The sequence below is a fragment of the Nocardia donostiensis genome, assembly GCF_002081715.1.
Taxonomy (GTDB): domain Bacteria; phylum Actinomycetota; class Actinomycetes; order Mycobacteriales; family Mycobacteriaceae; genus Nocardia; species Nocardia donostiensis.
Genome location: NZ_MUKP01000035.1, coordinates 36,498 through 52,928 on the forward strand (window position 1 = coordinate 36,498; position 16,431 = coordinate 52,928).

General features: G+C 67.1%; 12 protein-coding genes and 2 pseudogenes. 7 read left to right on the forward strand and 7 right to left on the reverse strand.

Going from position 1 to position 16,431, the window contains the following annotated elements; genetic code table 11:
- Positions 1–25 precede the first annotated feature (25 nt).
- Entirely contained in the window at positions 26–589 is a 564-nt protein-coding gene (idi, locus tag B0T44_RS19995) for an isopentenyl-diphosphate Delta-isomerase (protein WP_077121727.1), read from the reverse strand.
- 162 nt (positions 590–751) lie between these two features.
- On the opposite strand from idi, the gene B0T44_RS20000 reads away from it, so the two are divergent.
- From B0T44_RS20000 to B0T44_RS20005, 3 genes and pseudogenes are all read left to right on the forward strand, one after another.
- Positions 752–3,697 carry an AMP-binding protein gene (locus B0T44_RS20000; protein ID WP_077121725.1) on the forward strand — a complete coding sequence of 982 codons (2,946 nt, stop codon included), beginning with the start codon at positions 752–754 and terminating at the stop codon, positions 3,695–3,697.
- Positions 3,698–3,818: 121 nt separating this feature from the next.
- Positions 3,819–3,980 (forward strand): annotated as a pseudogene (locus B0T44_RS28790) (helix-turn-helix domain-containing protein); the annotation flags it as partial.
- Positions 3,981–4,001: 21 nt separating this feature from the next.
- Positions 4,002–4,928 (forward strand): annotated as a pseudogene (locus tag B0T44_RS20005) (RNA-guided endonuclease InsQ/TnpB family protein); the annotation flags it as partial.
- An 80-nt stretch (positions 4,929–5,008) separates the two neighbouring features.
- On the opposite strand, the gene rffA reads toward B0T44_RS20005, so the two are convergent.
- Positions 5,009–6,151, reverse strand: coding sequence for a dTDP-4-amino-4,6-dideoxygalactose transaminase (gene rffA / locus B0T44_RS20010; protein ID WP_077121723.1), 1,143 nt, complete (start codon positions 6,149–6,151; stop codon positions 5,009–5,011).
- Complete coding sequence (locus B0T44_RS20015) at positions 6,148–7,161, reverse strand: glycosyltransferase (protein WP_077121754.1); 1,014 nt, start codon at positions 7,159–7,161, stop codon at positions 6,148–6,150. Before B0T44_RS20015 ends, rffA begins: the two co-directional genes overlap by 4 nt.
- Positions 7,162–7,490: 329 nt before the next feature.
- On the opposite strand from B0T44_RS20015, the gene B0T44_RS20020 reads away from it, so the two are divergent.
- Entirely contained in the window at positions 7,491–9,698 is a 2,208-nt protein-coding gene (locus tag B0T44_RS20020) for a YfhO family protein (RefSeq protein WP_139348031.1), read from the forward strand.
- A 142-nt stretch (positions 9,699–9,840) separates the two neighbouring features.
- Positions 9,841–10,074, forward strand: coding sequence for a Trm112 family protein (locus B0T44_RS20025; RefSeq protein WP_077121719.1), 234 nt, complete (start codon positions 9,841–9,843; stop codon positions 10,072–10,074).
- Between the two features lie 19 nt (positions 10,075–10,093).
- Here B0T44_RS20025 and B0T44_RS20030 read toward each other — a convergent pair whose 3' ends face one another.
- The 4 genes from B0T44_RS20030 to B0T44_RS20045 all read right to left on the reverse strand — a co-directional run bounded on the left by B0T44_RS20030 (position 10,094) and on the right by B0T44_RS20045 (position 13,828).
- Positions 10,094–10,717 carry a TetR/AcrR family transcriptional regulator gene (locus B0T44_RS20030; RefSeq protein WP_077121717.1) on the reverse strand — a complete coding sequence of 208 codons (624 nt, stop codon included), beginning with the start codon at positions 10,715–10,717 and terminating at the stop codon, positions 10,094–10,096.
- Positions 10,714–11,487, reverse strand: a complete 774-nt coding sequence (locus B0T44_RS20035) for an ABC transporter permease (protein ID WP_139348027.1) — start codon at positions 11,485–11,487, stop codon at positions 10,714–10,716. The genes B0T44_RS20030 and B0T44_RS20035 overlap by 4 nt, the downstream gene beginning before the upstream one ends.
- Positions 11,484–12,215 carry an ABC transporter ATP-binding protein gene (locus B0T44_RS20040; RefSeq protein ID WP_077121715.1) on the reverse strand — a complete coding sequence of 244 codons (732 nt, stop codon included), beginning with the start codon at positions 12,213–12,215 and terminating at the stop codon, positions 11,484–11,486. Before B0T44_RS20040 ends, B0T44_RS20035 begins: the two co-directional genes overlap by 4 nt.
- A gap of 92 nt (positions 12,216–12,307) precedes the next feature.
- Complete coding sequence (locus B0T44_RS20045; protein ID WP_077121713.1) at positions 12,308–13,828, reverse strand: multicopper oxidase family protein; 1,521 nt, start codon at positions 13,826–13,828, stop codon at positions 12,308–12,310.
- Positions 13,829–13,987: 159 nt separating this feature from the next.
- Here B0T44_RS20045 and B0T44_RS20050 point away from each other — a divergent pair, with 159 nt between their 5' ends.
- Both B0T44_RS20050 and tyrS read left to right on the forward strand, forming a co-directional pair.
- Positions 13,988–14,608, forward strand: coding sequence for a DNA-3-methyladenine glycosylase (locus B0T44_RS20050; RefSeq protein ID WP_425436876.1), 621 nt, complete (start codon positions 13,988–13,990; stop codon positions 14,606–14,608).
- Between the two features lie 107 nt (positions 14,609–14,715).
- Positions 14,716–16,008 (forward strand): tyrosine--tRNA ligase, encoded by a 1,293-nt coding sequence (gene tyrS, locus B0T44_RS20055; RefSeq protein WP_077121709.1) that lies wholly within the window; start codon positions 14,716–14,718, stop codon positions 16,006–16,008.
- The last annotated feature ends 423 nt before the right edge of the window (positions 16,009–16,431 follow it).

The window sequence follows — 16,431 nt, forward strand, 5'->3', positions numbered from 1 at the left end:
CGGTATGTCGGCCGGAGCCGATCGATCAGGCCGGGGCGCTTCGGGTGGTGGCTACATCCAGAACGCCGGGAAGCCACGGGCTGTAGCGCGTGGGATCTTCGTGCAGGGCGGCCCGGAGTTCGTCGGGGTGCACCCAGCGATGGTCGGCGACTTCCGCGGGATTGGGGCGCGGGGTTTCGGTGCCGAGCAGGCCGACCAGCACGTGGTCCCATTCGTGCTCGATCCGGCCGGTAGCCGGGTCCTCGGCACGGTAACGGTAGACACCGGCTTGGATGAGTTCAGCGGTGAGGCCCATCTCCTCGGCCAGTCGCACGTTGGCCGCTTCGGCGACCGGTTTACCGGGTGCCGGATGCCCGCAACAGGTGTTGGACCAGCGGGCCGGGAACCGGGTCTTGACGTGGGCGCGCTGCTGCAACAGCACCCACCCCGCGGAGTCGAACAGCACCACGGAGAACGCGCGATGCAGCAGGCCGGGCGCCCGGTGCGCCTGCGATACCTGGCATACGCCGACGGCGCGGCCGTGCTCGTCGACGAGCTCGACGGGCAGCGTCTCGCGGTCGGTCAGCGGTTGATCCAGGGGGTCGGTCACCGCCCCACCATATCCGTGCCGGTGACACCGCCCCAGCAGGTGGCGGGTCCATGATGGAAGATGACACAACGGCAGTGCGAGCGAGGTGCGCATGGGAAGCTCGGCGCGACATATCGGGGTGTGTGATGTCCGTCATGTTCAGGGTAGGGCTGGGAGCGGATCGTGAAGTTCAGTGTGGCAGAGGTGACGGGACCGGTGCGGCGGTTGATGGCGACCGCGCAGAACGGTCTCGAGGTGATCCGCTACGGGGGTCTGAGCAGCGATATCGAATCCTCACCTTTCGAGGTGGTGGAGCGGCGGCGCACCTACCGGTTGCGGCACTACTTCCCTGACGATGTCACCCCGGGCAGCCCGGTCGCGGTGCTGGTACCGCCGCTGATGGTCAGCGCCGATATCTGGGACGTCAACACCGACGACGGCGCCGTAGGAATCCTGCACCGGGCCGGGATCGACTGCTGGGTGGTGGACTTCGGTTCCCCGGCGGCGGAGGAAGGCGGCTGGGAACGCGATCTGGCCGACCACGTGCTCGCCGTGAACTCCGCGATCGACACCGTCTGCGCGGCCACCGGCAACAACGTGCACCTGATGGGGTATTCCCAAGGCGGGATGTTCGCCTACCAGACGGCGGCGTTCCGCTACGGCAAGGGCGTGGCCAGTATCGTCACCTTCGGCAGCCCGGTCGATATCATTGCAGGCATCCCGTTCGGCCTCCCGTATGACATGGTCTCCGATGTCGCGGGTTTCCTGGCCGATCATGTGGTGACCAGACTGCCGATCACCGACGCCATGGTGCGCTTCGGGTTCCAAATGCTGGATCCGGTCAAAACGGCCAAGGCCAGAATCGATTTCCTGCGGCAACTGCACGACCGGGATGCGCTGCTGCCGAAAGAACGCCAGCGGCGGTTCCTCAACAGCGAAGGCTGGGTCGGCTACGCCGGACCGGCCGCCGCCGACCTGCTCAAACAGTTCGTGGTGCACAACCGGCTCATGACGGGCGGGTTCGTCATCCGGGATCAGCCGATTTCGCTGGCCGAACTGAAATGCCCGATCCTGGCGTTCGTCGGTGAGGTCGACGATATCGGCCAGCCTGCGGCCGTGCGCGCTATCGTGCGCGCCGCACCGAACGCAGAGGTGTACGAGGCGACCCTGGTGGCAGGGCATTTCGGCCTCGTCGCGGGCAGTATGGCAGGCAAGCACACCTGGCCGTTGGTGCGCGACTGGATCAGATGGCAGACCGGGCAGGCGCCGCTGCCCGAGGAAATCGTGCCTATGGCCGAACATGTGCCGGTCAATCGTCCCCGGTCGGCGGGCCGCCGAGCCGCGCATACCGCGGCGGGGATCGTCGAAGCCGGCGCGAGCATGAGCCGAACGCTGGAACAGATCGCGGCCAACACCTTGCGCGGCTCGGTCGGGCTGGTCGGCGAGGCCGCGCGGGCACTGCCCAGGTTGACCCGGCTGGGGAAGATCCAGCCGAGCACCCGGATCTCGCTGGGCCGGCTCATGGCCGAGCAGGCACGGCGCTCGCCGGACAGCGAATGCTTCCTGTTCGACGACCGGGTGCACACCCACGCTGCCGTCGAGGTGCGCATCGACAATGTGGTCCGCGGGCTCATCTCCGTCGGAATCCGGCCCGCCATTCGCGTGGCCGTGGTCATGGAGACCCGGCCGAGCGCGCTGGTGACCGTGGCCGCGCTGTCCCGGCTGGGCGCCGTCGCGGTGCTGTTGGCGCCGGGCAGCGAACTGAAACAGGCGCTGGCCCGCACCGGCGCCAAGATCGTGATCGCCGACCCGGAGAATGTGCGCCACGCGGTGAGTACCGGCGCCGATGTGCTGGTACTCGGCGGGGGCGACAACCGCGGCCTCGATGTCCCGCTGGGCGCGAACCTGGTCGACCTGGAACAGATCGACCCCGCCCTGGTGCGGCTGCCCGCCTGGTACCGGCCCAACCCGGGGCGGGCGCGAGAACTGGCGTTCATCCTGGTCACCGGCACCGGAGACCGGTTGGAAGTCAAATACATCACCAACTACCGGTGGGCGCTGTCGGCGTTCGGCACCGCCTCGGCCGCCGACCTGGACCACCGGGACACCGTGTACTGCCTCGCCCCGCTGCACCATTCGTCCGGACTGCTGGTGAGCTTGGGCGGCGCGGTCGCGGGTGGTAGCCGGATCGCGCTGGCCAGATCGATGGACCCGGCCCGCTTCGCCGAGGAGGTGTACCGGTATGGCGTCACCGTGGTCACCTACACGTGGACGATGCTGCGCGATATCCTCGACGCCGACGTGTTCCCGCCCGGGCACCGCCACCCGATCCGCCTGTTCATCGGCTCCGGTATGCCCGCGGGTTTGTGGCGACGCACCACCGAACAGTTCGCGCCCGCCCGCGTGGTCGAGTTCTACGCCTCCATCGAAGGCGATGTGGTGCTGGCGAACGTGCCGGGCAACAAGGCGGGCTGCAAGGGCAGGCCGCTGCCCGGCACCGCGAAAGTGGAACTGGTGGCCTACGACCCGGAGACCCAGCAGATCCTCGTCGACGAGTCCGGTTTCGCCCGCCGCTGCGGCGATAACGAGGTCGGGTTGCTGATCGGTTCGGCCGCCGATTCGGTCGACCTGTCCGCGGGCGGCCTGCGCGGCGTTTTCGCCCCGGGGGATTCGTGGATGCCGACGGAAAACCTGTTCCGCCGCGACAGCGACGGCGACTACTGGCTGGTCGACCGCACCGACACCGTGATCCGCACCCCGCGTGGCCCGGTGTTCACCCAGCCGATCGCCGACGCGCTCAACGACATCACCGCCGTCGATATGGAGGTCGTCTACGGCCTGACTGCACGGGACCGGACGCTGGCGGTGGCGGCAGTGAGCGTCCGGCCCGGATTCCGGCTCGAACCCGAACACCTCACCGAGGCGTTGCGCGCACTGGCCCCCGCGCAACGCCCCGACCTGGTGTATGTCGTCGCCGATATCCCCCGCAGCCCGTGGTACCGCCCGTCGGCGGCAGCGGTTCAGGCGGCAGGGGCGCCCGAGCCGGGCCCGCTTACCTGGCGTTACAACTCGGATACCGAGGTGTACGAGGAGCTGACCGAAGAGACCGGACGCGCCCTGCTGAGTTGATCAGAAAACGTAGCGTGCAGACCCCGTCCTTCAGGGCGGGGATAGCGCATCAGTTCGATTGTGACGCAATAACCTCCTATCATGCCAAGCATGGGAGCTACGGCGGTGACGGGCGTACAAGTACCGCTTTTACCCGACTCCCGATCAAATGCAACAGCTTTCGGTGACCTTCGGCTGTGTCCGCTACGTGTACAACCGGGCTCTCGCGGAACGCTCCCGCGCCTGGACCCAGCAACAGCGGCGCGTCAACTACGCTGACACGTCCCTGATGTTGACGCAGTAGAAACGCGACCCCGACACCGCGTGGCTGGCGGAGCCGTCGAAAGGTCCGCTACAGCAAGCTCTGCGTAACCTTCAGGGCGCGTTCGACAAGTTCTGGCGCAAACAGACCGGGTATCCGAAGTTCAAGAAGAAAGGCAAGTCGAAAGACTCAGCCACCTATTTCTCGAACTGTTTCACCTACCGCGACAGGGAAATCAAGCTGGCCAAGCAGTCCGAGCCGTTGAATATCCGCTGGTCGCGCCCCTTGCCGGAGGGGGCGGTGCCGTCGCAGGTGACGGTGTCGAAGGATTCGGCGGGTCGCTATCACGTCTCGATTCTGGTCGAGGACACCATCAGCGAACACGCCCCCACCGAGGCCACGGTCGGGGTGGATGCGGGCATCGCCTCGCTGTATACGCTGTCGACCGGGGAGAAGGTGTCGAATCCTCGGCACGAGAAGACCGACCGCGCTCGGTTGGCGAAGGCTCAGCGGGTGCTGTCGAAGAAACAGAAGGGCTCGAAGAACCGGGCGAAGGCGCGGTGGCGGGTGGCGCGGATTCATGCGCGGATCTCCGATTGCCGCCGCGATCATCTGCACAAGCTCTCGACTCGTTTGGTGCGCGAAAGCCAAGTGATCGCCATCGAGGACCTGAGCGTGCGGAACATGGTTCGCAACTGCTCGCTGGCGCGGGCGATCTCGGATGCGTCGTGGGCGCAGTTCCGGGGCATGGTGGAGTACAAGGCCGACTGGTACGGGCGCACCGTCATAGCGGTCGACCGCTTCTACCCGTCCAGCAAGACGTGCTCGGCTTGCGGACGGATCACCGATACGATGCCGTTGCACGTCCGGGAGTGGGAGTGCCTGTGCGGGGCATCCCACGACCGGGACGTGAACGCGGCCAAAAACATACGCGCGGCCGGGCTGGCCGTGCTCGCCTGCGGAGATGGTGTGAGACCGCCCCGCAGCTGATGCGGGGAGGCAGCCGTTGATGAAACAGGAAACCTCGGGTGTGAACCCGGGAATCCCCCGCCTTCAGGCGGGGGAGGAAGTCAACAGCAGGTGTAACCGGTGACCGCGTCGATTACCCGGTCCACCTGTGCCTCGGTGAGCGCGGGCCACAACGGCAACCGCACGATCGTCGCGGCGAACTCCGCGCTGCGCAGACACGGTACCGGTGTCCGGCCGTATTTCAGTCCGGCCGGGCTGGAATCCAAGGGCACGTAATGAAACGGTGCGACGATGCCCCGTTCGGCCAGATACCGGATCAGGCCGTCGCGGGCGTCCTCGGATGGCATCCGCAGATAGAACAGGTGAGCGGTGTGCCTGCAGTCCGGCGGCACCCTCATCGGCCGCACCCCGTGCCGGTCGGCCCAGTCGGCCAGCGCCGCCGCATAGGCATTCCACACCCGATGCCGGTTGGCCTGGATGGTGCCGAACGCAGTCAGTTGTGCGTCCAGCACCGCCGCGTTCAGTTCGCTGGGCAGATAGCTGGAGCCGATGTCCTGCCAGCAATACTTGTCGACCTGTCCGCGGAGGAACCGGGCGCGATCGGTGCCCTTTTCCCGCATGATCTCCGCGCGACCCAGCAGGATCTCGTCGGACAACAGCAGCGCGCCGCCCTCCCCGCAGTGCACATTCTTGGTGTCGTGGAAGCTCTGGGCGCCGATGGTGCCGAGGGTGCCCAGCGCACGCCCGCGCCAGCGTCCGCCCAAACCGTGCGCATTGTCCTCGATGATCGCCAGGCCGTGCTGGTCGGCCAGCGCCAGCAGCGCCGCCATATCGGCGGCCACACCCCCGTAGTGCATGACCATGATCGCCCTGGTGCGTTCGGTGACGGCTGCCGCGGCCGCGGCCGGGTCGAGATTGCCGGTGGTGTCGTCGATATCGGCGAAAACGCTGGTCGCGCCGCGTAATGCGATCGCGGTCGCCGCCGAGGTGAACGCGAAACTGGGCACGATCACCTCGTCGCCCGGTCCGAGCTCCAGCAGCAGCGCGCCCAGTTCGAGGGCATGGGTGCCCGAGGTCGTCAACAGCACATGGGGTGCGCCGGTGATCGCGGCGAGCTTCGCGCTGGCCGCCGCGGTGAACGGCCCGTCGCCGTGACTGTGATCGGAATCCAGGACAGCGGCCAGGTTCGCCAGTTCCGCGCCGGTGCGGAAGGGTCTGCTGAAGATGATCCGTTCGGCGCTCACGACGCCGAGACCTTCCCCCGCACACCGGAACCAGGACGACCACCGGCGGGTTCGGGCGGCCGTGGGGTGGGGGAGTCGACGGTGAGGTACAGCGGTTTGCCGACCAGGATGTGCAATGCGACCCCGAGATATTCGGCGATCAGGCCGAGGGAGAACAGGATCGCCCCCGAGCACAGCAGTAGTACGACGATGATCGACGCCCAGCCCTCCGGGTTCCCGTCGCCGCTGGTCAACGCCGTACCGATGACAACGGCGGCGAGCGCGCCACCCCCGAGCGCCAGCGTCACACCGAGCAGGCTCACCAGCCGCAGGCCGCGAGTCCCTGTGCACAACACCATCTTCCAGAACAGCGAGAACAGCCGCCGGTAGTTGTACCCGGATTCGGCGCGGCCCTCGGCCCGCAAGATCACCGGTACCGATACACATCGCCCCACCACCCAGGTGAGTGCCACATCCAGGTAGGCGCCGTTGCTCGCGACTTCGGCGAGCCTGCGGCCGATATCACCGCGGATCAGCCGGAAACTTTCGAACCTGGTGGAGCTCGGAAACGCGAATACCGTGGCCAGCGCGAGTTTCGCGGCGCGGGAGGTGATATTGCGCAGCAGGCCGTGCGGCCGGGTGTTGGTGGGTTTGGAGTAGACCAGATCGGCGCGGGCGTTCAGCGCGGCGTGCAGGAAATCGGCGATGAACGCCGGATTGTGCTGGCCGTCTTCGTCCATGGTGACGATCCAGTCGCCGCGCGCCGCCGCCATTCCGGCTATGGTCGCCGCGTCCTGGCCGAAATTGCGGCTCAGCCAGATCACCCGCACCTGCGGATAGTCGTACTCCAGTTGCCGCAGCACCATATCGGAACGGTCGGGACCGTTGTCGTGCACCAGCACGATCTCCTCGACCGCGAAGGCGATACGTCCGGCGACCGTCGGTGCGGCGAGCCGGTCGAGTTCACCGACCAGTGCGGCGATGGTCTGTTCGCCCCGGTACACCGGAATCACCACCGACACCGAGCACACAGCGGGCAACCGAGGACGGGTAACCGCCTGCGGCCCTGAGGACACGGTGTCGCCGCGGGCCCGCATGCGATAGCGGGGCGATGCCGAATAAGCATTCGGACCGGAGGGAAAAGAGCTGTCAGAAAACGGCATTGGCGAGATCGACTTTCGACGACGGTACGCGTGCCGGTGCTCGTTGACGCTGGCTGAGCCCGAGATCGTGAACTGTAACAGGTACTTCGGCGAAGTTCGGGCGGTTTCGGCAGACGCGCCGTTACGGCCGCTGACGGCGCGATGGGCGGTAGGGTCTGGAACCCGTGACGGATGGTCGAGCAGGCAGCCGGCGAGACGTGCTCCGGTGGGGTGCGGTGTGCGTGCTGGGTGTGCTCACCGGGTACCTGGCGGTGCTGTCGGCGAACTCCCGGCATTTCTATACCGACGACACCGAATCCCAATACGCCCCGCTATGGGTGATGCTGGGTGATCGGCTGCGCGCAGGCCGGTTCCCGGTGCTGGTACCCGAGCATTGGCTGGCCGGTAATTACGCGATCGAAGAAGCGGGTCTGCTCAATCCGCCACAGCTGCTGATCGACCTGATCGCGCCTTCGGTGGACAACCTGGCGTTGTACGCCACCGTGGTGAAGCTGGTGTTCGCGATCGTGCTCGGGCTGGGTGTGTACCGGGTCTGCCTGGCCTACGGCGCCCACCCCGCCTGGGCGGCGGTGGCCGGTGTATCGCTGCCGTTCAGCGGTTTTGTGCTGTTCTTCGATGCGGCCAGCTGGATGACCGCGTTCACCGGCACCGCGTGGCTGGTGCACGCGTGGGCGGCGGCGGTGCGGTATGTGCGTGGGCGTGGTGGGCCGATTCCGGTGTTCGTATTCCTGTACCTGGCGATATCGGTGCAGTACGTGTTTCCGGCGGTGGAGGCGGGTCTGCTGATCGGTTGTGTGGTCGTGGGAGAGGTGGTGCACCAGCGCCGGTGGGTGCCGTCGTTGCGGTTGGCGGCGGTGTCCGGGTGCGCGGCGCTGGCCGGGCTGGCCACCTATCTACCCAGTGTGCTCACCGCCGATGTCACTTGGCGCGGTGCAGGCGATATCGTCAACGACCAGTTCCTCACCGTGCCGTGGTCGGAGTCGTTGAACGCCAGCCTGCCGAGCACATTGCCCGCGTTCACCTCCTGGTGGGGGTATGTGCAGCCGCTGCCGATGGTCTATATCGCGTGGTTCCTGATTCCGGCACTGGCATTCGTCGACTGGCGGCGCGCGACGGCGGCCGGTCGCGAGCTCAGCGCTGTCGCCGGGTTCGCGGTGCTGACACTGCTGTGGGCAGCGGGGCCGGGGACGATGGGCCCGCTGCGCTGGCCGGTGCGGGTGCTGCCGATGGTGGCCCTGGCCCTGCTGGTGCTGGTGTGCGTGCTGTTGGGCCGCTACGGAACCACCGCCGGTTGGCGCCGTCGCGGTAGCACCGCCGGCCTGCTGATCGGCGTGCTGCTGTTGCGGTCGCTGGGGTCCGCACCGCACTACGCGCCCTGGCATCTGCTCGCCGCCCTGGGGGTCGGCGGACTCGGCGCGCTCGTGGTCGGTCTGGGCCGCACCCGCGGCACGGCATGGGCCTGTGCCTTGATCGTGGCCGCCGTCGGCCCCATCGCCTACTGGCAGGTGCGGGCCGCGCAACCGACCCCGATGAGCTGGAACCTGCCGGAACGCCGTTCGGAGATGAAGGCCGCCTTCCCTGATTTCGACGGCACCACACTGCAATTGGCCGATCGCGCGTTGATCCCATCAGGACAGCACACCCTCGACGCAGCCTACGGATCGCTCGCCTTCGGCAACTATGCGAAGAACCTGGAACTGGACTACGTCGGCGGCTACACCCCCAATGGGCATTTCCATTTCGGTCACCTGCTGTGCATGCGCTGGGACACCAGCGTCTGCCCCGACGCCTACCGTCGTGCCTTCGCCACCGAACCCGAAACCGGCCGCCGCATCGTGGATCTGATGAAAATCGACCGGGTGGTCTTGCACCGCGCCCTCTATCCGGACGCCCGCGACCAGCCCGCCCCGCCGGGCTGGACCTGGGTCGACTATCCGGGCCACGAGGCCCATATCGCCGTCCTCGAACGCACGACCGGCCCTGTCTCCACCCGCAACGGCCGGATCGCCCACACCGACGGCGTCACCGCCACCTCGATCTCCGAATCCGACAGCACCAGTCGCGTGCGCGTCACTTCACCCGACGGCGGCCGCATCGTCTTCGCCCGCCTCGGCTGGCCCGGCTACCGCGCCCACCTCGACGGGAACCCGATCCCGATCGACGTCGTCGCGGACTCCTTCGTCACCGTCGACATCCCACCGGGTACCGCAGGCGCCGAACTCGAACTCACCTGGCGGCCGCCCGGCTGGAAAATCGGCGCCGCAACAGCCCTGCTCGGCGTGCTCGGGCTCGCCCTCCTCGAATGGATGCATATCCGCCGACACCGCCGCAACAGCGACCCACCGGCACCGGACACCAGCGACCCACCCATCCCCGGCCGCGAACTCGCGACTGCCCAGGTATGAACGAAACACCGTGCGAGCCGGGAACAAGGATCCACACCTGTCCCGCCGACGCCCAGGGGAAGCGCCCCAGAGTACTCCCTGGCCATGCGGGCCCCGGGCGGCGTACGCCGAGCGCGGGCCGGTGTCGGGTAGGTTGGCCGGTATGTCGGAGGAAACGGTTATCGACCCCACTCTGTTGCGTCTGCTCGCCTGCCCGCAGGACAAGGGTTCGCTGTATCTGGTCCGCGCCGATGACGGTGCGCACGTCCTCTACAACCCCCGGCTCCGCCGCGCCTATCCGATCGACAGCGGTATCCCGGTGCTGCTCGTCGACGAGGCCCGCGACGTCGACGAGGCTGAACACGAACAGTTGAGCGCCCAGTTCACCGAAGACTGACAGTTTTCCGAGGCACCTGTCAGCCGGGTGTCTCGTCGACCGAGCCGATATCTCCGGTGAGGTACCGCTGCAGCGTGGGGCCGACGGCGGCAACGACCTCGGGTAACGGCAGCGAGGCGAGGGGTTCCAACCTGACGATCTTGCGCGCCACGATCAGACCGACCATCTGCGAGGCGACCAGACTCACCCGCCGCCAGCCGTCGTCTCCTGGCCCCGCTACCCGCCGCCGGACCCGCTCCAGCACCACCTGCAGCAGGAAGTTGCGTATCAGCGAGGTCTCCCCACCGGCGATGACGCTGCGAACCTCTGCCACAGCCCCGGCACCTGCCGGCGAATCCCAGACGCCGACAACGGCGGACACGATGGTCTCGCCCAATCGGTCGAGCGGGGCCGCATCGATCTGCCGCAGCACGATCTCGGGGTCGATCGGAATCTGCACCACCGCGGCGAACAGCTGCTGCTTGGTGCCGAAGTAGTGGTGCACCAGCGCGGGATCGACCCCGGCATCGGTCGCCACCGCCCGGATCGACGTCTTGTCGAACCCACTGTCGGCGAACCGGGCCCGGGCGGCGGCCAGTATCGCCTCCCGCGTCCCGGACTGTCCCGGTCTGCGCCCGGAGCGAGCGGGGCGCCCGCCGCTCACGCAGTCCGCCGTCGCAGCGTCGCTGCGCCGAGCACCAGCGCCACCACCGCGAAACCGGCCACCACCGCCAGATCCCGCCACATCACCGCGGTCGGTTCCGGATACAGCGAGATCTGTTGCAACGCATCGACCGCGTAACTCAACGGCAGCACATTGCTGATGATCTCCAGCCACCGCGGCAACTGATCGCGCGGTACGAGCAACCCACACAGGAAGATCTGTGGCGCAACCACTATCGGCATGAACTGCACCGCCTGGAATTCGGTGCGCGCGAATGCGCTGCACAACAGGCCGAGCGCGACCCCGAGCACAGCGTCGACCACCGCGATCAGCACCACCCAGCCGGGACTGCCCGCGGATTCGAGGCCGAGCAACCAGAACGACACCAGGCAGGCCACCGCCGCCTGCGCGGCCGCGGCCAGCGAGAACGCGGTCCCGTAGCCGCCGAGCAGGTCCAGTTTGGACAGCGGGGTGGTCAGCAGCCGTTCCAGGGTGCCCGAGGTGCGTTCCCGTTGCATGGCTATCGCGGTGATCAGGAACATCACAATGAACGGCAGAATGCCGAGCATGCTCATCCCGACCCGGTCGAACAGCGAGAGCGGTGAAGCCGAGGTGGCCGGTGTCTCCTTGTAGATGAAATACAGCAGCGTCATCAGCAGGGCAGGCACTACCAGGATCATCGCGACGGTCCGGTGGTCGTTGCGTAACTGGCGCAGGATACGGGTCGTGGTCGCCGTATACGGCGTCACACGCACGCCGACGGTGCTCATACCGGCTCTCCCATCGTGATCAGGGTGAGGAAGGCTCGTTCGAGGTTCTGCTCACCGGTTTGTTCGCGCAGCTGATCGGGGCTGAGCTGGGCCAGCAGCCTGCCGTCACGCATCAGCAGCAACTGGTCGCAGTGGTCGGCTTCGTCCATCACATGACTGGACACCAGCAGCGTCGTGCCTGCCGCGGCCAGCTCGCGGAACTGTTTCCACAGACCGACGCGCAGCACCGGATCCAGGCCGACGGTCGGCTCGTCCAGGACGAGCAGTTCGGGCCGGGCCACCAGCGCGCAGGCCAGGGAAGCGCGGGTGAGTTGGCCGCCGGAGAGTTCGTCTCCCCGCTGCTGCCGGTACTCCCGCAGCCCGACGGCGTCGAGCGCGGCCTCGATATCGTCGCGGTCGCGCCCGTAGAGCGCTGCGAAGTAGGCGACGTTATCGCGCAGGCTGATATCGGAGTAGATGCTGGGTGCCTGGGTCACGTATCCGATCCGACGGCGCAGCGCGGCGCTGCCCGCAGCCAGCCCCATCACGTCGATCTCACCGGATTCGGTGATCTGGGTGCCGACGATACTGCGCAGCAACGTCGTCTTACCGCACCCGGACGGCCCGAGCAGGCCGGTGATCGTGCCCCGCGGGACGGTGAGCGACACATCGTGCAGCACCACCTTCCTGCCCCGGCGGACCGTGAGGCCGCGGACGTCGACGGCAGGGGAGGTCGTGTGATCGGGCATGGCCGTCTCGATTCGTCGAGCGTTAATTCATTATGCGATGAATTTACCGTCGGGGTGTTCAGCGCGCAAGGCACAAGGGTTGTTCCGGCTGGTCAATGGTGGTGGCGCGGAGGTGTTCCTGCTGCGCCGCCCGGTTCGACGACCACGAACTGGCCCATCATTCCGAGGTCTTCGTGCCAGAGCAGATGGCAGTGATACATGTAGGGCGTATCCGGATCGGCGGGACCGTCGAAACGCAGGGCCAGCCGCACCGAACTACCCGGCGGCAGGAACACTGTGTCCTTCGGACCGGACAGTTCCGGTGGTGGGGCGGCGCCGTCGAACTCCAGCACCCGGAACTGCACATCATGCACATGAAAGTTGTGCGGCATCCCGTCGATATTGCGCACCACCCAGGTTTCCGTGGTGCTGCGGGTGACGGTCAGATCGATACGGTCCATGGCCATCTCCTGGCCGTTCACGGTGGCGAAGGCCAGATCGAAGCGGCGCTCGGCCACCGAATCCGACCCGTCGGGGGTAGCGGCAGGCACCAATTCGGCAGGCAGCGCGGGGGAGGGACGCAACTGCTCGGCCGCCCGCAATTCGAGGATGTCGAAGGTGTCGTCACCACCGCTGAACCGCTGAGTCCAGAAATTCATCCCCGCCTCCAGCGGGTAGCTGCGCAGTACGGTGCGCTCACCCGGCCGCACCCGGACCACGATTTCACCCCGTTCGCCTGGTGAAAGCCGCAGCCGCTGCAGCCGCACGGGTCGTTCCAGCAGCCCGCCGTCGGAGGCGATCAGCGCGAAATCGCGATCGTCGGCGAAACCGAAAGTGTAGGTGCGCGCAGTCGACGCGTTGAGCAGTCGCAACCGCACCAGCTCATCGGAAACCGTGCGGTACGGGGCGAGTGTCCCGTTGACCATGGTCCGATCCCCGAGAAAACCGACATCGCGGAACATCGTGTGACTGCTGTCGAATCCACTGCCCCGGAATCGCACGTCCTGCACGATCAGCGGCAGATCGTCCACCCCATAGGTGCGCGGCAGCGGTAGCTGCGCCGATGCGGCATCATCGAGCAGGAACAGACCCGCCAGCCCGCGCTGTACATGGCCTTCGGTCGCGCCGTGCGGATGTGGGTGATACCAGAGCGTGGCCGCAGGCTGGTCCACCGTCCATTCCGGTGCCCAGCTGCCGCCCGGGTCGATCATCTGATGCGGACCGCCGTCCATCGCCGCAGGCAGATGCATACCGTGCCAATGCACCGTCGACGCTTCCGGCAGCGCGTTGTGGATCTGTACCCGCACCCGTTCACCGCGGGCGGCACGCAGCGTGGGCCCGAGGTAGTCACCGTTGAAGCCCCAGGTAGTGGTGGTCTGCCCGGACCGGAACTCCCGCTGCCCGGAGCGCATCTGCAGATCGAAGACGCGGGTCCCGTCCGGATCGATCCGCGACGGCGCCATCGGCGGGATCGCCAGCTCCTCGGTGAACTCCACCGCTTCGACCGTGGACACCTCCGCCCGCGTGTACACCACGGCGACACCGCCCACCCCCAACGCCATCAGCATGATGACGAGCAAACCCAGACCGGCGAAAAGTGGCCGCTTACCTCGTGGCCGCGTGGTGTAAGACATGGAGCGACGGTAGGAATTCCGGCAGGTAGAGCACATCCAGGACAGCCCCGATCCGCACCCTGATTTCGCCTCTGCTCGTCTCGGCCCACCCGCCGCAACGAGGCACCGTGCGGCCCCTCCATGGCGTCCTCGTCCGGAACTGCTGCGACAATCCGGGGCGTGAGCGCCGAGGAACTAGACGTCGAACCCCTGGCCGCCGCGCGCCGTCTGCTGGGGGCGACCCTGTGGTCGGGTCAGGTAGCGGTGCGCATCGTGGAGGTGGAGGCATACGGCGGTGACCCGGCCGGGCCCTGGCACGACCCCGCCGCGCACTCCGGTCGCGGGCGCACCCCGCGCAACGCGGTCATGTTCGGGCCGCCCGGCGTGCTGTACGTGTACCTGAGCTACGGGATGCACACCTGCGTCAACGTCACCAGCGGACCGGACGGGGTGGCCAGCGCGGTGCTGATCCGCGCCGGGGAGGTCGTCGCGGGCCATGCGGTAGCACGCGAACGCCGCCGTCCCGCCCGCACCGACGCGGATCTGGCGAAAGGCCCGGGCAACCTCGGCGGTGCTCTCGGCATCGAACTCGCCGACTACGGCACCCCGCTGTTCGATCCGCGGTCGTCGATTCGGCTGGAGCTGGGGGAACCGATCGACCCGGCGCTGATCGCCTCCGGTCCGCGGGTCGGGGTCAGCACCGCGGCGGATCGCCCATGGCGGCTGTGGCTGTCCGACTCCAGCGCCGTCTCGGTCTATCGCCGCAGCCCGCGCGCTCCCCGGATAGAGAAAACGGCCTGACCACTCGAAGGCCACCGCGCCCGCCCGAAGCAGCATCGGGCGCGCCATCGTGTTCCGGGGAGATCCCGTGGCCGCCCGCGCTCCGGGAATGCGCAAAGATAGGCACCGTGAGCAGCGACATCATCGACGAACTGACCTGGCGCGGTCTCATCGCGCAGTCCACCGACCTCGACGCGCTGCGTGCCGCGCTGGCCGACGGCCCGCTGACCCTGTATGCCGGTTTCGACCCCACCGCCGCCAGCCTGCACGCGGGTCACCTTGTGCCCTTGCTGACCTTGAAACGTTTCCAGCGCGCCGGCCATCGGCCGATCGTGCTCGCCGGCGGCGCCACCGGCATGATCGGCGACCCGCGTGATGTCGGTGAACGCACCATGAACTCGGCCGAAACCGTCGCCGACTGGGCCGAGCGCATCCGTTCTCAGTTGGAACGCTTCGTCGACCTCGACGATTCGCCCACCGGAGCGAAGATCGTCGACAACATGGAATGGACGCGGTCGTTGACCGCCGTCGACTTCCTGCGCGATATCGGCAAGCACTTCTCGGTCAACGTCATGCTCGCCCGCGACACCGTCAAACGCCGCCTGGAAGGCGAGGGCATCTCCTACACCGAGTTCAGCTACATGCTGCTGCAGGCCAACGACTACCTGCAGCTGCGCCGGGAACACGGCTGCCGGTTGCAGGTCGGCGGGTCCGACCAGTGGGGCAACATCATCGCAGGCGTGGAATTGAACCGCCGCGTTGACGGCGAGCACGTGCACGCGCTGACTGTTCCCCTGGTCACCTCCGCCGACGGCAAGAAGTTCGGGAAATCCACCGGCGGTGGCAGCCTCTGGCTCGACCCGGAGCTGACCAGCCCGTACGCCTGGTACCAGTACTTCGTCAACACCGCCGACGCCGATGTCGTCCGGTACCTGCGCTGGTTCACCTTCCTCGACCGCGACGAACTGGCCGAGCTGGAACAGGCCACGATCGAACGTCCGCATGCGCGTGAAGCCCAGCGCAGGCTGGCCGCTGAGATGACGAACCTGGTGCACGGGGAGAAGCACACCCGCGCGGTCCAGCTGGCGAGCCAGGCGCTGTTCGGTCGCGGGGAACTGCGTGATCTCGACGAGTCCACCCTTGCCGCAGCACTGCGCGAGGCCGCGGTGGACGGGGCGGTTCCCGAGATCTCGCCCGCCGGTTCGAACACGATCGTCGACCTGTTGGTCGCCACCGGCCTGTGTGAGAGCAGGAAAGCGGCCCGTCGCACGGTGCACGAAGGCGGCGCATCGGTGAACAACCAGCGGATCAGCGACCCCGACTGGACCCCCGACGAGGCCGACTACCTGCACGAACGCTGGCTCGTGCTGCGCAGGGGCAAGCGCAATTTCGCCGGCGCTGTCCGCGGTTCCGGAAATTGATCTTGGTGGCCTGAGTCACATCTGTGTGATTCAGGCCGTTTTCCGGCCCGAATGCAAGCCTCTGACCTGCGTAAACACACCGTTGTCGTGGCGATTTGACGAAGTGTTCTCCGCCGCGTAACTTATTCCACGTCAGAGCGACACGGACACCGACCCGGAGCCCAAGAGCCCGGGAAACGAGGTTGGACGAGGAGCGCCTGACAGGACCGGTCGAAGAGCGGAGTTTGACTCTGAGCCACTGACTGGTTAAGCTGGAAAACCTGCCTCACCGAATACCGGGTAAGACCGGCTGTGAAGTGTGTGCGTGTGTTCTTTGAGAACTCAATAGTGTGTCGATGAATGTCAGTGCCAAATGTTTTTGGTTTCCGGTTCTTCATACCCCCGTGTGAGGGACTGGATGTTTTTTGTCAGCTATTTTCCGGC